The 22,895-nt window shown below is 40.7% G+C and carries 19 protein-coding genes; 14 read left to right on the forward strand and 5 right to left on the reverse strand.

The genetic code is table 11. The annotated features are described in order from the left end of the window. Nucleotides 1-7 precede the first annotated feature (7 nt). Nucleotides 8-943, forward strand: coding sequence for a ferrochelatase (hemH, locus tag ABOA58_RS06505; RefSeq protein ID WP_350301691.1), 936 nt, complete (start codon nt 8-10; stop codon nt 941-943). Nucleotides 944-1,221: 278 nt separating this feature from the next. After that, nucleotides 1,222-1,797 carry a TetR/AcrR family transcriptional regulator gene (locus tag ABOA58_RS06510; protein WP_133349319.1) on the forward strand — a complete coding sequence of 192 codons (576 nt, stop codon included), beginning with the start codon at nt 1,222-1,224 and terminating at the stop codon, nt 1,795-1,797. Between the two features lie 155 nt (nt 1,798-1,952). Here the strand turns inward: ABOA58_RS06510 and yhfH are convergent, their stop codons facing one another. Then, nucleotides 1,953-2,081 (reverse strand): protein YhfH, encoded by a 129-nt coding sequence (yhfH, locus tag ABOA58_RS06515; RefSeq protein WP_133348820.1) that lies wholly within the window; start codon nt 2,079-2,081, stop codon nt 1,953-1,955. Between the two features lie 173 nt (nt 2,082-2,254). Here yhfH and ABOA58_RS06520 point away from each other — a divergent pair, with 173 nt between their 5' ends. The 7 genes from ABOA58_RS06520 (at nt 2,255) to ABOA58_RS06550 (ending at nt 9,844) form a co-directional block, all read left to right on the forward strand. After that, the gene (locus ABOA58_RS06520; protein ID WP_350301692.1) at nt 2,255-2,989 is read left to right on the forward strand and encodes an MBL fold metallo-hydrolase; all 735 of its coding nucleotides are present in this window, start codon (nt 2,255-2,257) and stop codon (nt 2,987-2,989) included. Between the two features lie 41 nt (nt 2,990-3,030). Beyond that, nucleotides 3,031-4,020, forward strand: coding sequence for a lipoate--protein ligase (locus ABOA58_RS06525; protein WP_350301693.1), 990 nt, complete (start codon nt 3,031-3,033; stop codon nt 4,018-4,020). 179 nt (nt 4,021-4,199) lie between these two features. Next, nucleotides 4,200-5,744, forward strand: coding sequence for a fatty acid--CoA ligase family protein (locus tag ABOA58_RS06530; protein WP_350301694.1), 1,545 nt, complete (start codon nt 4,200-4,202; stop codon nt 5,742-5,744). Between the two features lie 174 nt (nt 5,745-5,918). Beyond that, nucleotides 5,919-6,446, forward strand: a complete 528-nt coding sequence (locus ABOA58_RS06535; protein ID WP_048677997.1) for an HD domain-containing protein — start codon at nt 5,919-5,921, stop codon at nt 6,444-6,446. A gap of 185 nt (nt 6,447-6,631) precedes the next feature. After that, nucleotides 6,632-7,300, forward strand: coding sequence for a response regulator transcription factor (locus ABOA58_RS06540; RefSeq protein ID WP_350301695.1), 669 nt, complete (start codon nt 6,632-6,634; stop codon nt 7,298-7,300). Between the two features lie 328 nt (nt 7,301-7,628). Beyond that, nucleotides 7,629-8,894: a M48 family metallopeptidase gene (locus ABOA58_RS06545; RefSeq protein WP_350301696.1), complete on the forward strand. Its 1,266-nt coding sequence runs from the start codon at nt 7,629-7,631 to the stop codon at nt 8,892-8,894. A gap of 140 nt (nt 8,895-9,034) precedes the next feature. Continuing rightward, nucleotides 9,035-9,844, forward strand: a complete 810-nt coding sequence (locus ABOA58_RS06550) for a YitT family protein (protein WP_350301697.1) — start codon at nt 9,035-9,037, stop codon at nt 9,842-9,844. 72 nt (nt 9,845-9,916) lie between these two features. Here ABOA58_RS06550 and ABOA58_RS06555 read toward each other — a convergent pair whose 3' ends face one another. After that, on the reverse strand, nt 9,917-10,153 hold the full coding sequence (locus ABOA58_RS06555) for an IDEAL domain-containing protein (RefSeq protein WP_137017118.1): 237 nt from the start codon (nt 10,151-10,153) through the stop codon (nt 9,917-9,919). Between the two features lie 320 nt (nt 10,154-10,473). Between ABOA58_RS06555 and ABOA58_RS06560 the strand changes: the two genes are divergently transcribed. Next, on the forward strand, nt 10,474-11,037 hold the full coding sequence (locus ABOA58_RS06560) for a competence protein ComK (RefSeq protein ID WP_350301698.1): 564 nt from the start codon (nt 10,474-10,476) through the stop codon (nt 11,035-11,037). A gap of 47 nt (nt 11,038-11,084) precedes the next feature. Here ABOA58_RS06560 and ABOA58_RS06565 read toward each other — a convergent pair whose 3' ends face one another. The 3 genes from ABOA58_RS06565 to ABOA58_RS06575 all read right to left on the reverse strand — a co-directional run bounded on the left by ABOA58_RS06565 (nt 11,085) and on the right by ABOA58_RS06575 (nt 13,940). Then, on the reverse strand, nt 11,085-11,303 hold the full coding sequence (locus tag ABOA58_RS06565) for a DUF3006 domain-containing protein (RefSeq protein WP_057275817.1): 219 nt from the start codon (nt 11,301-11,303) through the stop codon (nt 11,085-11,087). Further along, nucleotides 11,304-12,143 (reverse strand): ComEC/Rec2 family competence protein, encoded by an 840-nt coding sequence (locus ABOA58_RS06570; RefSeq protein WP_350301699.1) that lies wholly within the window; start codon nt 12,141-12,143, stop codon nt 11,304-11,306. 1,425 nt (nt 12,144-13,568) lie between these two features. Then, on the reverse strand, nt 13,569-13,940 hold the full coding sequence (locus ABOA58_RS06575) for a hypothetical protein (RefSeq protein WP_350302809.1): 372 nt from the start codon (nt 13,938-13,940) through the stop codon (nt 13,569-13,571). 288 nt (nt 13,941-14,228) lie between these two features. Here ABOA58_RS06575 and ABOA58_RS06580 point away from each other — a divergent pair, with 288 nt between their 5' ends. The 4 genes from ABOA58_RS06580 to addA all read left to right on the forward strand — a co-directional run bounded on the left by ABOA58_RS06580 (nt 14,229) and on the right by addA (nt 22,862). After that, nucleotides 14,229-14,843, forward strand: coding sequence for a TVP38/TMEM64 family protein (locus tag ABOA58_RS06580; RefSeq protein ID WP_350301700.1), 615 nt, complete (start codon nt 14,229-14,231; stop codon nt 14,841-14,843). A gap of 33 nt (nt 14,844-14,876) precedes the next feature. Continuing rightward, a complete protein-coding gene (lepB, locus tag ABOA58_RS06585; protein WP_350301701.1) occupies nt 14,877-15,440 on the forward strand; it encodes a signal peptidase I in 564 nt (187 codons plus the stop codon). 191 nt (nt 15,441-15,631) lie between these two features. After that, a complete protein-coding gene (gene addB / locus ABOA58_RS06590; RefSeq protein WP_350301702.1) occupies nt 15,632-19,129 on the forward strand; it encodes a helicase-exonuclease AddAB subunit AddB in 3,498 nt (1,165 codons plus the stop codon). Beyond that, the gene (gene addA, locus ABOA58_RS06595; RefSeq protein ID WP_350301703.1) at nt 19,122-22,862 is read left to right on the forward strand and encodes a helicase-exonuclease AddAB subunit AddA; all 3,741 of its coding nucleotides are present in this window, start codon (nt 19,122-19,124) and stop codon (nt 22,860-22,862) included. The genes addB and addA overlap by 8 nt, the downstream gene beginning before the upstream one ends. Nucleotides 22,863-22,895: the final 33 nt, after the last annotated feature.

Genomic DNA, 22,895 nt, shown 5'->3' on the forward strand with positions numbered 1-22,895 from the left:
TAACTTCATGGCAAGAAAAAAAATGGGCCTTTTAGTCATGGCTTATGGTACTCCGTACACTGAAGAGGATATTGAAAGATATTATACACATATTCGTCATGGGAGACGGCCAAGCGACGAATTGATTGCCGACCTAAAAGGCAGATATGAAGCGATCGGTGGATTATCCCCGCTTGCAAAAATAACCGCAGGGCAAGCCGAAGCGCTTGAAAAGAAATTGAATTCCGTTCAGGAGGAAGTTGAATTCAAGGCATATCTTGGATTGAAACATATTGAACCTTTTGTTGAAGACGCAGTGAAACAAATGCATGAAGATGGAATCAAAGAAGCGGTCAGTATAGTATTGGCACCGCATTTTTCAACATTCAGCGTGAAGTCTTATAATGGACGTGCCCAGGATGAAGCCGCTAAATTGGGGGACCTGACCATCACTTCCGTTGAAAGCTGGTATGATGAGCCCAAATTCATCCAATATTGGGTAGACCAAGTAAAAGAAGTAATCGGGAAAATGACCTCGGAAGAACGCGATAATTTCGCTTTGATTGTGTCGGCACATAGCCTCCCTGAAAAAATCCTGCAATCGGGAGATCCGTATCCAAATCAACTGAAAGAAACGGCAGACATGATTGCAAAAGGCGCAGGGGTCAGCAATTATGCAGTAGGCTGGCAAAGCGCTGGACAAACTCCTGAACCATGGTTGGGACCTGATGTACAGGATTTAACCAGAGATCTTCATCAAGCAAAAGGTTATAACGCTTTCATTTATATTCCTGTCGGCTTTGTTGCCGAGCACCTTGAAGTGCTTTATGATAACGATTATGAATGTAAGGTTGTGACGGAAGAGATTGGTGCAGGCTACTATAGGCCGGATATGCCCAATGTTAAACCTGAATTCATCGATGCTTTGGCCACAATCATTTTAAACAGATTACAGGAAAAGTGATCAGTCAATAGGAAAAAGTGGTTTAACCATGCTTGCAATGTGCTCTACATATTTTCATGTGAAGTTGAAAGATGTTGTAAACTGAGAAAAGCGATGCTTTCTTTTTACTTGACCTTGGTGATTTAAATGAATACTCGAAAAAGTGGCTGTCCAGTAATGAGGATGGCCATTGTTTCTATAAGAAAATGAAAATATAATTGAAAAGACTGAAAATTTTTGGTATGATATCGTTGAACATAATGACTGTTTTGTCCGTTTGGTCAGGATTGAGGTGGGAAATGTCTGTTGATCGTAAAAAATTAATTTTAGAAGCTGCGACCAAGTCGTTTTCACTTTTTGGATATAAGGCGACGACGATGGATCAAGTCGCTAAAATTGCCAATGTGGGAAAAGGGACCATTTATACCTTTTACAAAAATAAAGAAGAGCTGTTTAAAGAAATCGTTCAGCGGTTGATAGAGGAAATGAAATATGAGGCGGAACAATCTTTGGATGACCAACTCTCCTTTTTTGAAAACCTGCATCGAGCCGTTTATCGAATTCTGGAGTTCAGGCAGGAACATCAATTATCTTTGAAACTTCTTCAGGAAGAGCGCGAAATTGGTACGCCGGCCGTTCAGGATATGGTTAATGAAATGGAAGAAGCCATTGTATCCTACATTAAGGAAAAACTAAAAATAGCGATTGATAAGGGCTATATACAGCCTTGCGATCCAGAGATAACAGCTTTCCTGATGCTAAAGATGTACCTTGCCCTGATTTTTGATTGGGAAAGGAACCATGCCCCATTAGAGAAAGAGGAAATTGCTGAACTATTTAAAATATATTTATTTAAAGGATTATCCGTTACGTGATAATTCTATTTTTTTGCTCAAATGCAGAATCCCAAATAAAAAGAAGAGATACCGTTCGGTACCTCTTCTTTTTATTTGGGGTTTTCAACTGCGAAACCGAACCATATATGAATTCATCCTGCTATTTGGGAAGCGGATGGTGAAACACAGGACAACTACTCTCCAGAAAGGCAATGATCACAGTGGTTTCCATAACATTCGTGCTGTTCTTCAATTTTTTTTCCGCATTCCGTGCATTGTTTCGGTGGCAGGTTTTTAAAGAACTCAATGCTACTTTGAATCATGAACATCATCTCCTGAATTTTTTTATTATTCGCTTTTCTATGGTTTTATTGTATTATAACAGTTTTAGAATGTCAATGAATGTTTTATAACATAAGTAAAAAAGGTGAAATAAGGGCAAGAATAGTTTATATTAATGGGGAAGTCATTGAGAGAAAAAAAGGAGTGCCTAAGCATGAAAATCACCGTAATTGGCTGCTGGGGCGGTTATCCAGCTAAAAATGAGGCAAGTTCCGGTTATTTGCTTGAATACGAAGATTTTCGCATTCTGCTTGATTGTGGCAGCGGTGTTCTATCACAGCTGCAAAACCATATGAAGCCGGAGGATCTTGGTGCAGTTGTATTATCCCACTATCATCCAGATCATGTAGCGGATATTGGTGTCCTGCAGCACGCTGCGTTCATACAGCAGATATTGGGCAGCGAAAAAAGGACCATTCCTATATATGGTCATGATTTAGACGAAGTCGAATTTGGTAAGTTAACTTATAAAGACGTGACAAAGGGGATAGCCTTCTCTGCTGATCAACCCTTCACCATTGGACCGTGTAAATTTACGTTCATGAAAACAAAACATCCAGTCCCTTGTTTTGCAATGAGGATTGAAGCTGAAAATCATTCGATAGTTTACACAGGTGACAGTTCATATATGGATGAGCTTGCAGATTTCGCTAAAGACGCAAATGTTTTATTATGTGAAAGTAACTTTTACAGTGACATGGATGGTTCAAAGGCGGGGCATATGACGGCAAGGGAAGCGGGCATGCTGGCAGAAAAGGCTGACGTCCAGCTTTTGCTGTTAACTCACCTCCCGCATTATGGGAATCTTGATCAACTGAAAAAAGAAGCATCCGAGGTATTCAAAAGGGAAATAGCTGTAGCCAGAACCAATCTTGAATTCCAACTATAAATGAAACATCGGGGATATAAAGTCTACAAGGAGGAACAACTGTGCTTTTTATTGATAATAAGGGAATTACAGATCCAAGAATTAACCTTGCCATCGAAGAATATGCGCTTAAACATTTAAATATAGATGAAACCTATCTTCTATTTTACATTAATCGTCCTTCAATCATCATTGGAAGGAATCAAAATACGATTGAAGAAATCAATTCCGATTATGTAGATGGAAATGGCATTACAGTTGTTCGCCGCCTTTCCGGGGGTGGAGCGGTTTATCATGACCTAGGGAATCTCAATTTCAGTTTCATCACGAGAGATGATGGGGATAGTTTCCATAACTTTAAGAAATTCACCCAGCCTGTCGTGGAAACGCTCGAGAAACTAGGAATACATGCTGAATTGAGCGGTCGCAACGATATTCTGGCTGAAGGAAAGAAAATCTCGGGAAACGCGATGTTCTCAACGAAGGGCAGAATGTTCAGTCATGGGACATTGCTGTTTAAATCAGAAATGGATCACATTGTATCCGCTTTAAAAGTGAAAAAAGATAAAATCGAGTCCAAAGGGATTAAATCGATAAGAAGCCGTGTCGGTAATATTGCCGATTTCCTAAAAGAACCGATGTCTGTTGACGAATTCCGTTCATTCCTTCTGCAAAATATTTTCAAAGATAGCGGAAAGGTTACAGAGTATGTTTTAACCGAGACGGATTGGGAGAAAATTCACGAAATCTCGGAAGAACGATATCAAAACTGGGAGTGGAATTACGGAAAATCACCTAAATTCAACTTGCAAAACTCACATAGATTCCCTGTGGGATCTGTTGATATCCGCCTTGAAGTAAACAGGGGAATCATAGAAAATTGTAAAATCTACGGCGATTTCTTCGGAGTCGGAGAGGTTGCGGATATTGAACAAAAGCTTACTGGAATACGCTATGAAAAGGAAGCAATCAGCAGGGTTCTAGATGAGATTGATGTTCGTCATTATTTTGGCAATGTAACGAAGGAAGAAATATTGGCTTTAATATATTAAGCCTGAAAAGCCGTCCCGATTTAATAGGACGGCTTTTGTGCCTAATAATGACAGTAATTGCTTGAATATGGATAAAATTGTTGCTGTGATCGCATTCTTTTAATATAATAAAAATGTATTTAGTTCACCATAAAAATGAATGACTATTCATTCATTCTATTTGCAGGGGAGGGAGAAAGATGAATTTATCTGAACAGCTTCATCAAATGGCTTTAAAAAAGGCGGATAAGCCAGCATATTACTTTATGGATCAATCCACTTCATATGGGGAATTGGATAAAGCCGTTACGAAATTCGCAGACGAATTACATAGGCTTGGTGTTTCAAAAGGTGATAACATTGCGCTGTTATTAGGCAACTCTCCGCATTTCATCATTTCGTTGTATGGAGCTATGCGAGCAGGGGCGACCGTAATTCCCGTCAATCCAATTTACACACCTGACGAAATTGGTTATATCCTGAATAATGGCGATGTAAAGGTTGTTGTGGCATTAGATAAGCTTTTACCCTTACTAGAGAAAATGAACCCGATCCTCTCAAGCGTAGAACAATATGTGATTTGTGAAACGGAGCCTGATAATGGGGATATTAGCAAATTTAACATCTACCCAAAAATGAAATCGTTTACAAAAATGATCGAATCGGGGGATGACGGCTTTAAAGGTCCAGAACTGGATCCTGAAGATACGGCAATCATACTCTATACTTCGGGAACAACAGGGAAACCAAAGGGGGCCATGCTCACACATACCAATATCTACTCCAATGCACATGATATTGGTGAATATTTAAGAATCACGGAAAGTGACCGTGTCATTACGACATTGCCAATGTTCCATGTTTTCAGTTTAACGGTAGTTGTGAATGCCCCATTGATAAGCGGAGGTACGCTTTTAATTGTCCCGCAATTCAGTCCAAAAGAAATATTCAGGCAAATCAAAAAATATGATGCAACCGTTTTTGCTGGAGTGCCTACGATGTATAACTTTCTTTTCCAATATCCAGATGCGAAAGAAGATGCTTTAAAGTCGTTACGCATATGCATATCGGGCGGTTCCGCCATGCCAGTGTCCCTGCTTGAATCATTCGAGCGGAAATTTAATGTCAGGGTTTCAGAAGGATATGGCTTATCCGAAGCTTCTCCTGTTACCTGCTTCAATCCTTTGGATCGTCCAAGGAAGGCGGGATCCATCGGAACCTCCATCCTTAGGGTGGAAAACAAAGTGGTCAATGAGCTTGGAGAAGAAGTGCCGATCAATGGGGTAGGAGAATTGATTGTCAGAGGTCCGAATGTAATGAAGGGGTATTATAAAATGCCTGAAGAATCAGCCGCTGTCTTGAAAGATGGCTGGTTATATACAGGCGATTTAGCCAGGATGGATGATGAAGGCTATTTTTTCATTGTAGATCGTAAAAAGGAGCTTATTATCGTCGGTGGCTATAATGTCTATCCACGTGAAGTGGAGGAGGTTCTGTATGCCCATCCTGAAGTAGTTGAGGCGGCAGCCATAGGCGTTCCCGATCCCAATCAGGGGGAAGTGGTTAAATGCTTTGTGGTAAAGAAAAACAATGCATTGACCGAGGAAGAACTGCTTTCCTATTGCATGGAACACTTGGCCAAATATAAGGTACCGGCAAAAATTGAGTTTTTGGATGAACTTCCAAAAAACGCGACAGGTAAAATTTTACGACGCTCCTTGAAAAACCATGTACTGCAAAACTGAATTTCATTGATCATAAGGGATCATTGCCTATAACCGGCAATGGTCTTTTTTTGTACAACCAAAGTGTATCAGGCTGCATAAAATATATCGGGGAATCTTAAAACCTTGATTCTTGTTTCGAAAAGAGTTATGATAGTCATTAAAAATTTCCACATAATTGTAAGGAGGGGTTTGATGAGAGATGTAAAGCTTTTGGATATTTTTGCACATCCCATTGCTCAAAAATACTTGAACCGTTCAGGTCTGGCACATGCGATTGCGGTAGCATACCATGCGTTTCACTTAGCAAACGAATATAATGTCGACCCTGATATTGCTGCTAAAGCCGGACTTTTGCATGATATGGGTCATTTCACCTGGTATCGCAATGGAAAATGGGATTATGATCTGTATAAACAAAATGATATTCACCCCATCAAAGGTGCAGAACGAGCACATAAACTGTTAATCCGCTTGGGAGAAAACCCGATAAAGGCAAAGACCATTTCCCTCGCCATTTTATTTCACACCGATTCGTTCTTACCTTCAAATGATATTATTCGTACACCGCTTCAGCAAGTCGTCAAATGGGCCGACGAAAAAGATGAAGAAGAAGGTGGAAAACACCATTATCGCAAAATTGATTTCCCCCGGGCAAAGGAGAGCATCATGAAACTTGATACGCTCATAGATGAGGAACAAAGAAAAAGGCTATCATCCTGAAGGCAAACGGGTTGATAGCCTTTTTACTGTCAGGAGGAACACATTTATTTAAAGTATTTTTACAGTTTAAATTTGTTATCAGGCGAATTAATGATGTAAAATACAGACCATTAGAACTATTCCGCTTCGGGAAATTATAAAAATATCGGATTAATAACAAATAATGAAAAAGAACAGGTGAAGTTATGAAGTCGATTAAGCTAATGATATATGGTGGTCAGGGAGGACTTGAGGGAATCATTGAAAAAGAAGCTGATATTAAGGTCATAGGGATCACTGGAAACGAAGTGGACCTTCTTGATTCTGATCATAGACCATCAGTCATGCCAGATGCCATTCTTATTGATGCCCGGTCATCAGGGAAGTATGGACAGGAAGTCATGCCAATTCTAAAGGAAAAACACCCATTTACTCCTTTCGTCATTTTTACTGCCTATTCAGAAGATCATTATCTTATCGAAGCGATATGCCATGGTGCAGCAGGTTATGTGTTACAGGGTGGGGGAATGAAACAAGTGCTGTCGGCAATCCGTCAATGTGCCAATGGTCAAATAGTCTATCCTGCCTCAATAAAATCAATATTAATGAAGAAGCTGCAGCAGGATGTTGAAAGATTACCAGTAACTTTGGATAAGGCAATCGAAAAATTAGGAGCCTTTTCCAAGCGTGAGTATGAACTGCTTATCCTGCTAACCCAAGGGGAAACGAATCAGCAAATTTCAAAAAAGCTTTTTCTATCCATCGGCACGGTAAAAAACTATATAAGCCGGATTTACAGAAAACTGAATGTTAATAATCGACCGGAGCTTATGGCGCTTTTGTATAGCTTTCAAAATAGCGGGATGAAGGGATAACTACTCATGCCCGTCCCCCCGTTAATCGCTTACACGGATTCTTTATCGGATTCACATTCCAAAGCAATTAGGTAGCGGCAGAGAGACAAAATCGTTTAACCCTCCCAACCCTCAAGCTTTTTAAAAATGCCTCTGCATATGCAACATTCCGCTTCCTCGTATGTCCATGATCCTTTCATCGGCGTAAAGGTGTGTTCTAAAAAAGAATAAAGAATCAAGAAAATGATGGAGATTGAAAGGAATAAATAATATAGAAGGGAAATGCGGTTCTAACCTGTCCATTTTGGATTAAACTATTAAGAGGGAGATTCGTTTAAGGAGGGGCATCATGGTCAGAAAATGGGCTGGCAGAGCGATTCTATTATATATCCTTTATGCAGCAGCGATGTATTGGTATATTTTTTATGGAGCTGATACCTCCATTCCCGAAGCTTTGCGTGGAACTGCAGCAGATCCTGCAACATTCCTGAATGCAAGGGAACTAAAGCTTAGCGAAGAATATTCAGGACTGCGGAATTTTATTTTTTTCGTATCCACGCCATATGAATGGCTGCTGTATTTCTTCATTTTACTATTTGGTTTATCAAAAGCATTTGAAAAGTCGTCAATGGCAGTCTCGAGGTGGAAAGCGATCAGAACGGGCATTTACTTATTCTGGCTTTCCGTTATTTCTTACCTGGCACTGTTTCCAATCAGTTTCATTGGATATCGGATGAGCAAAAGTTACCATATAAGTACACAAAGTTTCACCTCGTGGATGAAGGATGGAGTCATCGAATTCTGGGTGAATTTTGGGATGATGTTCATCATCGTTTCCGTTTTATATTGGTTAATGAAGAAAAGTGTGAAGAAGTGGTGGCTCTATGCCTGGATGTTGTCCATTCCATTTACCTTGTTCCTGATGTTTGTTCAGCCTGTAGTGATTGATCCGCTGTACAATGAATTCTATCCGCTCAAAAATAAAGAGCTGGAAACGGAAATATTGGCACTTGCCTCACAGGCTGAAATTCCAGCTGAACACGTGTATGAAGTAAATATGGCGGAAAAGACAAATGCCTTGAATGCATACGTGACCGGCATAGGTTCCAACTCAAGAATAGTTCTTTGGGATACGACCCTGAACAAACTGAAGGAAGATGAAATCCTTTTTATCATGGCACATGAAATGGCTCATTATGTGGAAAAGCACATTTATATAGGGATTGCCGGTTATTTAGGACTGACTTTAATCGGTTTGTGGCTGACATCGAAAATCATGAATTTTATCATTAGACGCTGGGGCCATCTGTTAAAGGTTCGTTCGGTTGACAGCATATCATCCCTTCCATTATTTCTCTTGATAACGTCTGTGCTGCTCTTTGCTTCGAGTCCGCTGTCCAATTATGTTTCCAGATATCAAGAAACAAGGGCTGACCGTTACGCCATTGAAATGACCGGGGATAAAGAATCAGCAATCACGACGTTCCAGGAACTCACGAGGTCGGGTTTGAGTCAGGTCAACCCGCCATTCCTGGTTAAATGGCTGCGGTATTCCCATCCGACCATGCTCGAACGGATTTCAACGGTTGAAAATGCAGATACAAAGGGTGATTGAAAGCCAGCTGAAAACCAGCTGGCTTTTTTTCTTCGGAAAGTAAGTTTGTAGTTGTTTTCAGAAAAAACTATTATTTTTAAAAATCTTAGGTTCTCTACTATAATAAATTAAATTCCCAGTTCGTTTTAAGGAGATCGGATATGTATAATGTACTTTTCATCACTATAGGCTCAGTGCTTGTGGCAGTGGCCTACAACTTATTTTTGATACCACATTTAATTTTAAGCAGCGGACTTAGTGGACTTGCGATCATGTTCGGAATCATCACCCCAGTCAACACAGGGATATTGAATTTTCTGATGAACCTGCCATTGCTGATTCTTGGATACCTGAAATTAGGGAGACGTTTTATCACATATACGATATTATCAGTTGTCGTGATTTCCGTCAGTTTATATCTCATTCCAGTTCACGGAATATCCACTGAACCGATTTTGTCTTCTTTATTTGGCGGAATCATATCGGGATTCGGCATAGGCATCATCTTTCGTGCTTCGGGGTCTTCGGGCGGCTTTGATATCATTGCCATGCTGTTGGCTAAGAAGAGCGACTTTCCACTTGGTACATTGCTTTCGGTGATGAATGGAGTTGTGGTGGTTATCTCAGGCTTCATCTTCGGTTGGGATGCCGCATTATATACGCTGATTTCCATTTATGCAGCAGGAAAGGTGATCGATACGATCCATTCCAATCACATTAAATTAACATTGATGATCGTGACCAAAAAGAGTGACGAAATGAAAACGAAGCTCCTGACCAACCTATATCGTGGTATTACAGTCATGGATGGTGAAGGTGCATATTCAGGAGAAAAGAGTAAAGTAATGATGACAGTCATTACACGTTATCAGTTAACCGATGTAAAAACGATGATAAAAGAAGTTGATCCGAATGCTTTTGTCAATATTACCGAAACATCCGAGGTCATGGGGATGTTTCATAAAGAGTGATGATAATCAGAAAAGCCTCCCAACATTATGGGAGGCTTTTTTGATCAATATGCTGTTTATAAATCATGCATTTTAATTTCCAAACTGTTTTAGTAAAACGTTCATTTCAGAACTTAGTTTTAAGAATAAAGGTTTGTTTTTCTTATCCAAGGCTTCATCGATCTGTTTTGCAAGGATATTCTTTTTGGTAGTAAGGACGGCTTCCTGAATAATCATATCAATTAACATTTCCTGAACCACGGCATCGTTTTTCATTTCGCTCATTGATAAGGACTTCACTGACTCTGAATAAGATTTTTCATTTTTCAAAGTTACCACCCCTGACCCTTTTTATTATTATATGGATTTGAGCGGATAAAATCAACTGAAAATTTAAAATATTTAAATATTAATGGAGAATGTGTCGTTTAGATGAAGAAAAAGCCACTATATAAAAGAATTTTTAATTTTTTGTGAACTTACTTTTTATGTTCAAGGGTTGTGCTATTATAGTCAGTAATTTAACATACATTTATTATCTCCATTCACTTTTCTTCGGCAATGGGGATTGGAAGGGTACAAGCAATTAAGGGTATAAGCTTTGGTAAAGTAAAAGCGGTGTTTAGCAATGAGGAAGAGGTGGATTAAAAATGAAGGAAAACAATCAGGGAATCATCGAGGAATATGAAATCACGCCACATACATTAATGGTTTCGCCAATCAATTACGGCAGTAAAATATATGCCCGTATCGTTGAAATGGAGGACGAGTTCATATCCCCGTTTAAACCTTTGGAAATAATAAAGAAAAGCTGTGAGTTCTTCGGGTCAAGTTATGAAGGACGCAAGCAAGGCACAAAACAGCTTATAAACATCACACATAAAGCGCCTATTGCGATCGATCCGACCAGTTCGATTTTCTTCTTTCCCACTACATCTCCGTTGCGTCCTCAATGCATCTGGTTATCACATGAGCATGTGGTATCCTATGACCGCCTGGATTCCAAACATACTACCATCACATTCAGGAATAGACAAACCATCGATATAGCAGTATCATGCAGTTCTTTCGAAAACCAGCTGCACCGGACTTCTTTTTTAAAAACGAAATTGATCCAGAGGATTGAGGAAACAAAGAGGAAATCATTCTATCTGTTCACCGAAGCAAATGGGGTCAAGGCTTCAGAGGTACTGTCAAAGTATATACCGCGTTAAACAGTCAAACCAAAGCAAGCCCTTCTTATTAAAGAAGGGCCCAGGAATTAATCTTCAAATAATTCATCCATTAGATCGTCAATTTCTTTTCTTAACTTCTCAGTGCCCTCTTTGGAAATGGTGATGGTATCACCATCGATAATCAGCATATCTCCTACTTTTGCTCCCTTTGGGAGAGCGCTTTTAGGAAAATCCTTCATGTCACCACCATCGATTTCAACGACAGCGATCTTTCCTTCGAAGCGGTCAATAATTCCTTGTACCATTTATTTCACCGTCTTTACAGTAATTTTCTGACCTGTAGAAGTAAAAATAATGTTACCTGATTTATCTGTGCGATAAGTTTTGGCCTTCACTGAATTCAACCGTTTTATAACAGTGGAAGTAGGATGCCCATAGCCATTTTTTCCTACACTGATTACAGCGTATTTCGGTTTTGTTTTGTTAATGAATGCTGAACTAGTTGATGTTTTTGCACCATGATGGCCGACTTTAAGTACATCCACACTTGGTACCAGTTTTTTAGCCAGCATATCTGTCTCTGATTTTTCTTCAGCATCACCTGTAAACAAGAATGTTTTTTTGTCGTGTTTAAGTAAAAGGACTGCACTCCAATTATTTAAGTCAGACTTGGCATATTCTTTAACAGGTGCAATGAATTTAAGGGAATTATCCTTAGCTTTAGTGTTGATTTCCACGCCAGTCTGAGCTTTTTTTATTGTAAGCTTCTTCTGCTTAACAGCAGTTAAAAAGTCTTTATATGCCTGGGTAGTATGAGAAACTTTAGGGGCATACACAGATTTTACATTAAGCGATTTAATCACATAAGCCAGACCGCCCACATGATCCGCATCTGGGTGAGTGGATACTAATGCATTAAGTGTTTTCACCTTTTGTTTTTTTAGGTAGGCTACAACTTCGTCGCCCTTTCCTTTACCGCCGCCATCAATTAAAACGTTTTCGTTACCGGTTTGAATAAGGATGGAATCTCCTTGTCCAACATTGATGAAATGTACCTTTACATTTGAGGCTGCCTCAGTTGTTTTAAGTCCAGTAAATAAAGACAAAACAAGAACAGCAACCAGTAGAATATTTATTTTTTTCATTTTTCCCCTCCAAATAATAATTTACCATGTGTAAATCGAAAAATGGGGATTTGGACATAATTTTCTTTGTGATAAAAAAATGAAGCGGGTGTCAGAATCGTGGTTAGGTAAAATGGTCCTGGGTATTTATGGGGAATTGTCGCTGGTGAAGAAGGGGAATGTACCTGAGTTTTCAATATGGAGAAGATGATATTCTACAGGCGGATGATGGAATGATTCTTTCATACGATCATTCATATCAATGTTTACTTTAGCAAAAGTCACAACCAAAAGCCCTTCTCATATGAGAAGGGCATCAGAATTAATCTTCAAATAACTCATCCATTAAATCTTAAGTTTCTTTTTTATGTTTCAGAGCCTTCTTTGAAAAACCATCGATATACAAACAGTTCCTCTTTTGCTTCCTTAGGATAGAGCATTTTTACAGTAATTTTCTAATTTGTAGAAGTTAGCTGCACACAGTTTAAGTGTAGGTATCATAAAGTTACTGGAATGTGTACAGTCTTCTTCTCTCAAATGGTTCAGAAATAGAGGGGGGGAGAATGCTGAATTTCAAATCACTTCTAAAATGAAACTACCTATTAAAGTGATAAAAAAACATGCTCTCCCAATAAAAAGTGCCTTTTGGGGGACCTTTAATTGCTTCTCAAGGTAATATATATATCCAAAAATGAAAGACGTTCCTAATGTAAGAATAATGTAATCTACTTCAAAACCTAGAATTATATAGTTATATACCGGTATACTTCTAATATAACCAATAACGAATACTCCTAGTGCAATATATCCAAGTATAGAATTCATTATAAGGCTGCTCTTTTTCATAATTTCCCCCGTCTTTATTTGGACTGCACTTCACAGCACCCGTATATCATTATTTAAAGCGTATTGCCGTAAATCAATATAAGGGTACGAAGATTTATATGTATAATTTCTGTCTCTATGTAACCCTTATTATCTCTTTCCGCTAACTCTTCGGGAGGCCTGTACTTTCCGTCTTCTTTGTTATGTGTTTCTTCTGGATAAATCCCTTTAACAAAAGTTTTGAAAATGAAAATCGGTGCAATATACTGTGTTTAGACAAAATACTTTCTGCTATTCCAATTAGATCTAATAGATTGTACACCATATATTAGTGAAATGTTGCTATGATTGGATATAATTAAATATGTTTAGCAATTAATCAAGAAGCATTTACAGAGTGTAGTTCAATCAGAAAATCAAATTCACTCGATGGAATATCATTTGCTGATAAAGTTTTAAATAAAAAACATTATCAGCTTATTCTTAACCGAAACATTCCGTTACGATAATTCCTATATTGACTGATTAAGCGTAACTTTCTCATATAAGATATTGGATGATCTAAGGCTCCAAACATCCACATTCATGGACACAAACATTTACGGAGGTTGCCTGTACCCGCTAATTCCTTGAACGGTGGTTTTTTTCGAAAAAGTAATGACATAACAAGTCTTCTGTTTTGTTGCGAAGGCGGGGATTGAAATAATTATGATGTTCCTCGTATCCTTTATATAAAAAACAATACATCGTGAAGGATTCATCGCGTTTGATTTCACTAACCTTAATATTCTCCTTGCGCAAATAGCGCCGTACCTCGGCAAGTTCGTCTTGAACCACTTTTAAAATATGTTCGACTAGCTCCGAATAGGGCCTTTTTAATTTAAACGGACTAATTTCGATGACCTTGAGATCCCGGTTTAAGACTGTAATAACCATAGGGAGGTAGATGGCTTTTTCAATCATATTTCGGTCATCTTCTGGAATGCGGGTCATCATGACCGCCCCTTTCTAAAATAGCGCGTTTTTAATAATAGTATGTATATTCCGTAAAATAAGAACGTGTGTTCTATTTTTATCCTAATGTATTTTCAGTGTATTTGCAAGCAGTTTTGATAAATCAAGAAATATTCGTTAACAAGATTATGTTTTCCGGAGATAGGGAAAGTATGAAGATATATGGATAATAATTCTTGCAATTTCAGGGGAAAGTGATATATCTAAAATAAACAGTTTTTAATAAGTTTATGCTGCAATGATGGCAGCATGTCGAGGGAGATAATTATGGATTTGGATACTATACGTGAGTGGTTTACACTTGATCATATATCGGCACTTATTCAGCAATATCGCTCATTCGGTCCAATTCCTGGGATCTTGCTGCCGATGCTGGAAGCTTTTTTGCCTTTTTTGCCCTTAGTGGTGTTCGTGCTTGCTAATGCAACGGCTTTTGGTCTCTGGTGGGGATTTTTATTTTCTTGGATTGGTGCGGTAGCAGGGTCTTTTTTGATCTTTTGGATTATTAGAAGATATGGTCAAATGAGGTTTTTCCGATTTTTGCAAAAGCATAAACAGGTGCAGAGGCTGATGGTTTGGGTTGAGAGCCATGGATTCGGTCCTTTGTTCATATTACTCTGCTTCCCTTTTACACCTTCGGCTATCGTTAATATCGTGGCAGGACTTTCAAAAGTCAGTATGCTGCAATATGGACTTGCAGTAGTGGGTGGGAAAGCGGTGATGATTTTTACGATTAGCTTCGTAGGTTACGATTTAGTATCATTGATTCATAAACCTGTGCGAACGATCATTATCGGAATCGTCATCTTTATCCTATGGTATGTAGGGAAAAGACTGGAAGTCAGGTTAAATAAAAGCATGAAGAGAGAAGAAGGACAATAAATTAATATATAAATGCAGTAGGGGTTGAACTAGATGGAAAAAACAAACAAGAATTCTTTATCCGATTGGATAAAACCAGCGATGATAGCTTTTGTTATTTACATCTTAATCCGTACATTTCTCTTTTCAAGCTATGATGTTGAAGGGAAGTCGATGCAGCCGACCCTTGAAGATGGAAATAAACTTGTCGTGAATAAAATCAATTACCAGATTCATGATATCAACCGTTTTGACATTATTGTTTTTCATGCGAATTCACAAGAGGATTATGTTAAGCGAGTTATAGGGATTGCAGGTGACCGAATTCGTTATAAAGATGATTGGCTTTACGTAAATGGTGAGAAAGTGGATGAGCCTTATCTTGAAAAATTCAAGGAAGGTTTCCCAGAACAGGATTTTACGGGTGATTTTACATTAAAAGAATTGACGGACATGACCAAAGTTCCGGAGGGCAAGCTTTTTGTCATGGGTGATAACCGTCTTGAAAGTGCTGACAGCCGTCACTTTGGTTATATACCGGTTGAAAATGTTGTCGGTAAAGTGGATGTTCGATATTGGCCGGTCAATGATTTCAATTTTAAATTTACAGGTGAATGATTGTGGAAGCCCAAAAATTATGTGGGCTTTTTCTTTTGGGGGAAAAATGCGAACGTACGATTGGTGTTTTTTGAAGGGAAACGGTAAAATAATAGAAAGTAAATCTAATTGGAAACAGAAACCTATTCATAGAGACGAAAGTATTTCTGGTATGATGGGTCTAGATATTATGTTGTAAGGGGGAAAAAGAGATGTCACTCCGTTTTTTACTGGGAAGATCGGGTGCAGGGAAAACTTCGAATATATTGGATGAAATCCGCTCCAAATTGGCAGAAGATCCCGAAGGAAATCCAATTATCTACCTCGTTCCTGATCAGATGACGTTTCTATCTGAATATAAACTAATTAAAACACCAGGCCTTGCCGGAATGATCCGGACACAGGTTTTCAGTTTTAGCAGGCTTGCATGGCGAGTCCTTCAGGAAACCGGGGGGATGAGCCGGCTGCATTTGGACAGTGTCGGCGTCAATATGTTGATACGGAAGATCATGGATGATAAAAAGGAAGAGTTAAAGATGTTTCGTCGATCTGCTGATAAGCAGGGGTTCATTGCACAGATGGAGCTAATGCTGGCTGAATTCAAGCAGTATTGCATCCAGCCTGATGACATTCAAAACTATTTGGCAGAAACCTCACAGGCCGGCAGCGGCATTCAGGATAAACTGCATGATCTTGAATTGGTCTATCAGGCTTTTGAGGATGAAATGGTCAACAAATATTTAGACTCCGAAGACTACTTCACTTTGCTGATCGAGAAAATGCCAGAGTCTTCATATATAAGGAATGCGGATATATACATCGATGGTTTTTATAGCTTGACTCCACAGGAATTATTGATTGTGGAAGAAATGATGAAGTTGTGCAGGAGTGTAACGATCTCACTGACGTTAGATCAGCCCTACAGGCAATATGCACCGGATGATTTGCAGCTGTTCAGGCAAACGGGAAATCTTTATCATCACCTTTATCAGGCTGGATTGAGGAATGGCATACCGATTTCAGAAGATCGAATCTTAAAAGGGACGGAAAGGTTTGGAAAGAGTCCAGGGCTGAATCATCTGGAAACTTATTTTGCCATTCGTCCTGCACAAACGTTTGAGCAGTCACCTGATGTAACGATCGCCCAGGCAGTTAACCGCAGAGCTGAGATTGAGGGAGTTGCCCGGGACATCTTGTCGCTGGTCAGACAGAAACAGCACCGCTTCCGTGATATTGCGATTTTAGTCCGTAATGGGGAAGCATACGCAGATATTTTACAAACCGTTTTTCGGGATTATCAAATACCCTTGTTCGTCGATTCCAAACGGACGATGCTGAATCATCCTCTGATTGAACTGATTCGTTCCACTTTGGAGATCATCAATGGCTATTGGCGTTATGAGCCGGTATTTCGTGCAATCAAGACGGAGCTTCTATTTCCGCTGCAAAAAAATCACGATAGGATGCGCGAACAGGTAGATAAGCTGGAGAACTATGTGCTGGCCCGCGGCATTAAAGGAAGCAGGTGGACGTCCAAAGATCGTTGGACCTACAGGCGATTCCGCGGCCTGGAACTCGAGGACCGGAACCAAACGGATAAGGAAATGAAGCTTGAGCAAGAGTTGAATGAGATGAAGCAATTATTTACCGAGCCCATCTTGAAGCTCTCAAAACGTGTTAAAAAAGCTGCTAATGGCAGGGAATTGTGTGAAGCCCTTTATCTATATCTTGAAGAATTGCATGTACCTGAAAAATTGGAAAAGCTGAAACTGGAGGCAGAAGAAGCAGGTGATTTGGTATCGGCAAGAGAGCATGAGCAAACTTGGAATGCGGTTGTCGACCTATTGGACCAATTCGTTGAACTGCTGAGCGGGGAAGAGCTTTCCATGAAACAGTTTGCGGTAATCATTGAAGCTGGTCTGGAATCTCTTGAATTTTCTTTGGTACCGCCGGCAATTGACCAAGTATTGGTCGCCAGCCTAGATTTATCCCGCCTGGATGATGTGAAGACAGCTTTTGTTATCGGCCTGAACGAAGGGGTTCTGCCAGGAAAAGCTGTATCTGACGGAATATTTTCAGATAGTGATCGTGATGTGCTACAAGCTGGTGGACTTGATGTTGCCCCAAGTTCAAAAGTGCGCCTGCTGGATGAGGAGTTTACAGCGTACAAAGCATTCACTACGCCTGCTGAGGCCCTTTATCTATCATATCCGCTTGCCGATGAGGAAGGAAAGGCACTTTTACCCTCATCCTATTTAAAACGGGTAAGGGACGTATTGCCTAACGTTTCCGAAGTGTATTATATGAACGATCCGTCCGATCTGCCTGCTGAGGAACAGGTGAAATATGCTGCGAATCATGATGTGGCCCTATCGTACCTGGCTGCCCAATTGCAGTTGAAAAAAAGGAACTATCCAATCCATTCACTATGGTGGGATGTATATAATGCCATTATTGATGATGAAAAGGCCGGTCCTTCAGCAACTAAGGTTTTATCGAGCCTTTTTTATCAAAATAGGACAAAGAAATTATCTGAGGAAACAAGTAAGCAATTATACGGTGAGAGCATTCTTACGAGTGTATCCAGGATGGAAATGTTCAATAGCTGCCCGTTTTCCCATTATGCCGCTCATGGCTTGAAATTGAGGGAACGGCAAATTTTCCGTTTGGATGCGCCGGATATAGGCGAGATGTTCCATGGAGCGTTGAAAATGATTTCCGATTACTTAAAGGAACATGATATTCCTTGGTCTACATTGACTTCGGAACAATGCTTGGAGCTGGCCAGAATTGCCGTGGAGAGACTTGCTCCTAAACTCCAAAATCAGATTTTGTTAAGTACGAATCGCCATCACTATTTACGCAGGAAACTGGAACACGTGATTGGACGGGCCTCGATCGTATTAAGTGAACATGCAAAGGTGAGCGGTTTTGCCCCAATCGGATTAGAACTCGGATTCGGAAAAAATGGCGAGCTGCCGCCACTTTCTTTCACATTGAAAAACGGTACGAAGATGGAATTGATCGGGCGGATCGACCGCGTGGATAAAGCGGAAGAAGATGAGGGTGTCTATTTGCGTGTGCTCGATTATAAGTCGAGTGAAAAGGAACTGAACATGAGTGAAGTATATTATGGACTCGCGCTGCAGATGTTGACATACCTTGATATCGTCGTCACCCATTCCAAGTCGCTTATTGGAAAAGAAGCGATCCCTGCCGGGGTTTTATATTTTCATGTGCATAATCCTGTTGTCAAATCAAAGGGAATGCTCAGCTTGGATAAAATTGAAGAAGAAATTTATAAAAGCTTTAAAATGAATGGACTTGTACTGGATCATTCAAATGTCATTCAAATGATGGATACCTCACTTGATATTGAAAATCCTGGTAAGTCGGATATCATTCCAGCTGGATTTAAAAAGGACGGATCGCTCCTTGCGGCTTCCAAAGTTGCAAGCAGGGAAGAGTTTTCGCTTCTGAATCATCATGTGCGCCGTATTTATCAGGAGGCTGGTGATCGAATGGTCGATGGTGATGTCGATATAACGCCATACAAACTAAAGGAAAAAACGCCGTGTACCTTCTGTTCCTTTAAATCTGTATGCCAATTCGACCAGTCACTGGAGGAGAACCAATTCAGGAATTTGGCACAGAAAAAACAAAATGATGTTCTTAAGCTATTAAGGGGGGAGGGTGAGAGCGATGAGTAAAACGAAAATTCCTGCTCTGCCAGGAGACGTGACTTGGACGGAAGATCAATGGAAGGCGATATGGGCTAAAGATCAGGACATTCTGGTTGCGGCCGCAGCAGGCTCAGGGAAAACAGCGGTGCTGGTCAACCGGATCATTCAAAAAGTCATTTCAGAAGAAGATCCAATCGATGTTGATGAACTGCTTGTCGTTACATTTACCAATGCCTCAGCTGCCGAGATGCGTCATCGGATAAGTGAGGCATTAGAAAAAGCGATCAATGATAATCCGCATTCACAGCATTTGCGTAAGCAGTTGAGCTTGATTAATCGTGCTTCGATTTCCACGCTTCATTCCTTTTGTTTAGAGGTGATCAGGAAGTATTATTATCTGACGGATATCGACCCGGGCTTCCGGATTGCAGATTCTACGGAGATCCAATTGCTTCGTGATGAAGTGATGGAAGAGCTTTTCGAGGAGCAGTATGGGCAAAGTGATAATGAAGAGTTCTTTAATTTGGTTGATGCTTTCACTAGCGATCGAAACGATGATGCACTTCAGAATATCGTTCGATCGCTGCATGATTTTTCACAATCGAATCCAGACCCGGACCGATGGCTTGATGGTGCCGCCAGCATGTATGAGCTGGCAGATGATGATGGGATTGATGATCTTTCGTTTATCGATTCATTGAAGTTCGATATCGGTTTACAATTGGACACCTCCAGGGATTTATTGGAACGCTCGCTTGCGTTGACAAAAATCCCTGGGGGGCCGGCACCAAGGGCTGAAAACTATATAGCCGATCTTGCCATGGTTGCTAAACTTTCAGAGTTGAAGGACCAATCCTGGAATGCTCTTTATGAAGAAATCCAAAACGTGAAATTTGGGACGGCAAAACGCCTTTCTGGTGCGGAGTTTATCAAAGAAATTACGGATGAGGCTACCAAGTACCGTGATAAGGCGAAGAAAATCATCAAATCGTTACAGGAAGAGTTATTTACCCGTAAACCGGAAAGCTACTTGAGGGATATAAGGGAGCTCAAGGGATATGTCGATACACTTGTAATGCTTGTTAAACGGTTTGACGAAAGATTCTTTGCTGCAAAAGCAGAAAAGAACTTGGTGGATTTCGCCGATTTGGAACATTATTGTCTTCAAATTTTGACAGGGGAAACGGTGGATGGTGAACGAAAACCTTCAGCGGCAGCCATTGAATACAGGAACCAGTTCAAAGAGGTGCTAGTGGATGAGTACCAGGATACTAACCTGGTTCAGGAATCCATTTTAAAACTTGTGACGGCAGACGGCGAATATGATGGGAATCTTTTCATGGTAGGCGATGTCAAGCAGTCCATTTACCGGTTCAGGCTTGCGGAACCGAATCTCTTCCTTGGAAAATACACACGTTTTACCCATGATGGTGTTGATTCCGGACTGAAAATTGATTTAAACCGCAATTTCCGGAGCCGAAAAGAAGTTCTCGATGGGACCAATTTCTTGTTTCAACAGTTGATGGGCATTACTGTCGGTGAGATTGATTATGATGAAGATGCCCAATTGAAAAAAGGCGCCCCATATCCCGAAGACGATCCAAACCCGATCGAACTCCATTTAATTGACGGAACAGCCGATCCGGAAGCACATTCGGAAATGGAAGGATCGGATGGCGGGTTTGAGGCCGAGGAGCTTGAAAAAGCGCAGCTCGAAGCAAGGCAGATGGCAAAGCTCATTAAAAAGGCTATAAGCGAAAAGCAACGGATATATGATACGAAAACCAAAAAGTACCGATCTGCCACCTATCGGGACATGGTCATTCTTCTTCGTTCGATGCCATGGGCACCGCAAATCATGGAGGAATTTAAAAAACAAGGGATTCCAGTCTATGCCAATTTATCAACAGGGTATTTTGAAGCGACCGAAGTGGCCATCATGATTTCCCTATTGAAGGTGATTGATAATCCGCAACAGGATATCCCATTGGCATCCGTTCTCCGTTCACCCATCGTCGGACTGGATGAAGAAGAGATGTCACAGGTGCGTTTATTCCATACAGGGAGCTACTACGAAGCGCTAGCTGATTTTTACAGAAAGAGTGACCCGGAAGAACATCCGGGGCTTTATGAAAAGGCTACTGCTTTTTATAAAAAACTAGTGAAGTGGAGGAAGCTTGCCAGGCAGGAGGCATTATCAGATTTGATCTGGCTGCTATACCGCGAAACGCAGTTTTATGATTTTGCAGGTGGGATGCCGGGCGGCAAACAGCGTCAGGCCAATTTAAGAGCGCTGTATGACAGGGCAAGGCAATATGAAGCAAGTTCATTCCGCGGTCTGTTCCGTTTCTTGCGTTTCATAGAAAGGATGCAAGAACGCGGAGATGATTTAGGGGCAGCTCGTGCTTTAGGAGAACAGGAAGATGTAGTCCGGCTGATGACGATTCACTCGTCAAAGGGGCTTGAGTTCCCGATCGTGTTCATTGCCGGTCTTTCCAAGCAATTCAATATGATGGATTTACGCAAGCCCTATTTACTGGATAAGGATTATGGCTTTGCGGCAAAGTATGTTAATTCCGAATTACGGATAACTTATCCATCCCTCCCTCAATTGGCTTTTAAGAAAAAAAAGCAGCTTGAATTAATTGCCGAGGAGATGCGTGTCCTCTACGTGGCTCTAACGAGGGCTAAGGAAAAGCTTTATTTGATTGCCAGTATCAATGATGCAGAAAAAACGCAGCAGAACTGGGAAAGTAATGCGGCACATGGAGATTGGCTATTGAAGGACTATGTACGGGCAGGTGCAAAAAGTTATCTTGATTGGATTGGTCCATCCCTTGTCCGCCATCGGGATTCTCTTGGGGCTGCAGGTCTTGGCTTGGAAATGGAATCACACCCATCGAATTGGTCCATTTCCGTCATTCCAAGTGAAGAGCTTGCTGTTCTGGATGAGGAAGAGGCACTGGTTCAAGAGCAAATGCTTGAACATGTCCAGAAATCGGAGAAGGTCAGTATCGTTTCCGAGTTTTATGATGATATCAAGAAACAGCTTGAGTGGGAGTACCCCGAGCATGAGGCGACGGTGTATCGTTCCAAGCAATCCGTTTCTGAACTAAAACGTCAATATGAACTAAAGGACGAGCAAAGCTCCACAGAGCTATTGCGTAAATTTAAGCGGCCTATCACGAAGCGGCCGACTTTCATGCAAGAAAAGTCACTGACTCCTGCTGAAAGGGGTACGATTACACATTTAGTCATGCAGCATATTGATTTATCTAAAGAGATTACCATTCAGTCGATTCAGGAACTGATGGTTGACTTGATTCAACGTGAGCTGTTGACGGAGGAACAGAAAGAAGCTGTGGACCCTGAGACGATCGTCGATTTCTTTGACAGTGAAATCGGACAAAGAATGCTAGAGGCCGTGAACCTTCGCCGTGAAGTGCCATTTACGATGTCGCTGCCTGCAAAGGAAGCTTACAGCGATTGGGCAGCTGGAGATGAAGAGATACTAATCCAAGGTGTTATTGATTGTATCTTTGAGGATGAACAAGGTCTTGTGCTTCTCGATTATAAAACGGATACAATCACCGGACGTTTTGCCAGCGGGTATGAAGGGGCAAAAGAGATTCTTGCCGATCGATACCGGATGCAGCTTCAGCTTTATACGCGGGCTGTTGAAGGGATCATGAATAAGAAGGTAACCGGCCGTTACTTGTTTTTCTTTGACGGCTCGCATTTATTGGAAGTAAAAGAGTGAAGGAGTGTCCCATAAGTGGGACGCTTCTTTTTG

The sequence above is a fragment of the Peribacillus frigoritolerans genome (assembly GCF_040250305.1).
Taxonomy (GTDB): Bacteria; Bacillota; Bacilli; order Bacillales; family DSM-1321; genus Peribacillus.

Excerpts from the sequence above, each read along its gene's own strand:
- hemH (WP_350301691.1), top strand. The coding sequence starts at position 8 with ATGGCAAGAAAAAAAATGGGCCTTTTAGTCATGGCTTATGGTACTCCG.
- ABOA58_RS06510 (WP_133349319.1), top strand. The coding sequence starts at position 1,222 with ATGTCTGTTGATCGTAAAAAATTAATTTTAGAAGCTGCGACCAAGTCG.
- yhfH (WP_133348820.1), bottom strand. The coding sequence starts at position 2,081 with ATGATTCAAAGTAGCATTGAGTTCTTTAAAAACCTGCCACCGAAACAA.
- ABOA58_RS06520 (WP_350301692.1), top strand. The coding sequence starts at position 2,255 with ATGAAAATCACCGTAATTGGCTGCTGGGGCGGTTATCCAGCTAAAAAT.
- ABOA58_RS06530 (WP_350301694.1), top strand. The coding sequence starts at position 4,200 with ATGAATTTATCTGAACAGCTTCATCAAATGGCTTTAAAAAAGGCGGAT.
- ABOA58_RS06535 (WP_048677997.1), top strand. The coding sequence starts at position 5,919 with ATGAGAGATGTAAAGCTTTTGGATATTTTTGCACATCCCATTGCTCAA.
- ABOA58_RS06540 (WP_350301695.1), top strand. The coding sequence starts at position 6,632 with ATGAAGTCGATTAAGCTAATGATATATGGTGGTCAGGGAGGACTTGAG.
- ABOA58_RS06545 (WP_350301696.1), top strand. The coding sequence starts at position 7,629 with ATGGTCAGAAAATGGGCTGGCAGAGCGATTCTATTATATATCCTTTAT.
- ABOA58_RS06550 (WP_350301697.1), top strand. The coding sequence starts at position 9,035 with ATGTATAATGTACTTTTCATCACTATAGGCTCAGTGCTTGTGGCAGTG.
- ABOA58_RS06560 (WP_350301698.1), top strand. The coding sequence starts at position 10,474 with ATGAAGGAAAACAATCAGGGAATCATCGAGGAATATGAAATCACGCCA.
- ABOA58_RS06565 (WP_057275817.1), bottom strand. The coding sequence starts at position 11,303 with ATGGTACAAGGAATTATTGACCGCTTCGAAGGAAAGATCGCTGTCGTT.
- ABOA58_RS06570 (WP_350301699.1), bottom strand. The coding sequence starts at position 12,143 with ATGAAAAAAATAAATATTCTACTGGTTGCTGTTCTTGTTTTGTCTTTA.
- ABOA58_RS06575 (WP_350302809.1), bottom strand. The coding sequence starts at position 13,940 with ATGACCCGCATTCCAGAAGATGACCGAAATATGATTGAAAAAGCCATC.
- ABOA58_RS06580 (WP_350301700.1), top strand. The coding sequence starts at position 14,229 with ATGGATTTGGATACTATACGTGAGTGGTTTACACTTGATCATATATCG.
- lepB (WP_350301701.1), top strand. The coding sequence starts at position 14,877 with ATGGAAAAAACAAACAAGAATTCTTTATCCGATTGGATAAAACCAGCG.
- addB (WP_350301702.1), top strand. The coding sequence starts at position 15,632 with ATGTCACTCCGTTTTTTACTGGGAAGATCGGGTGCAGGGAAAACTTCG.
- addA (WP_350301703.1), top strand. The coding sequence starts at position 19,122 with ATGAGTAAAACGAAAATTCCTGCTCTGCCAGGAGACGTGACTTGGACG.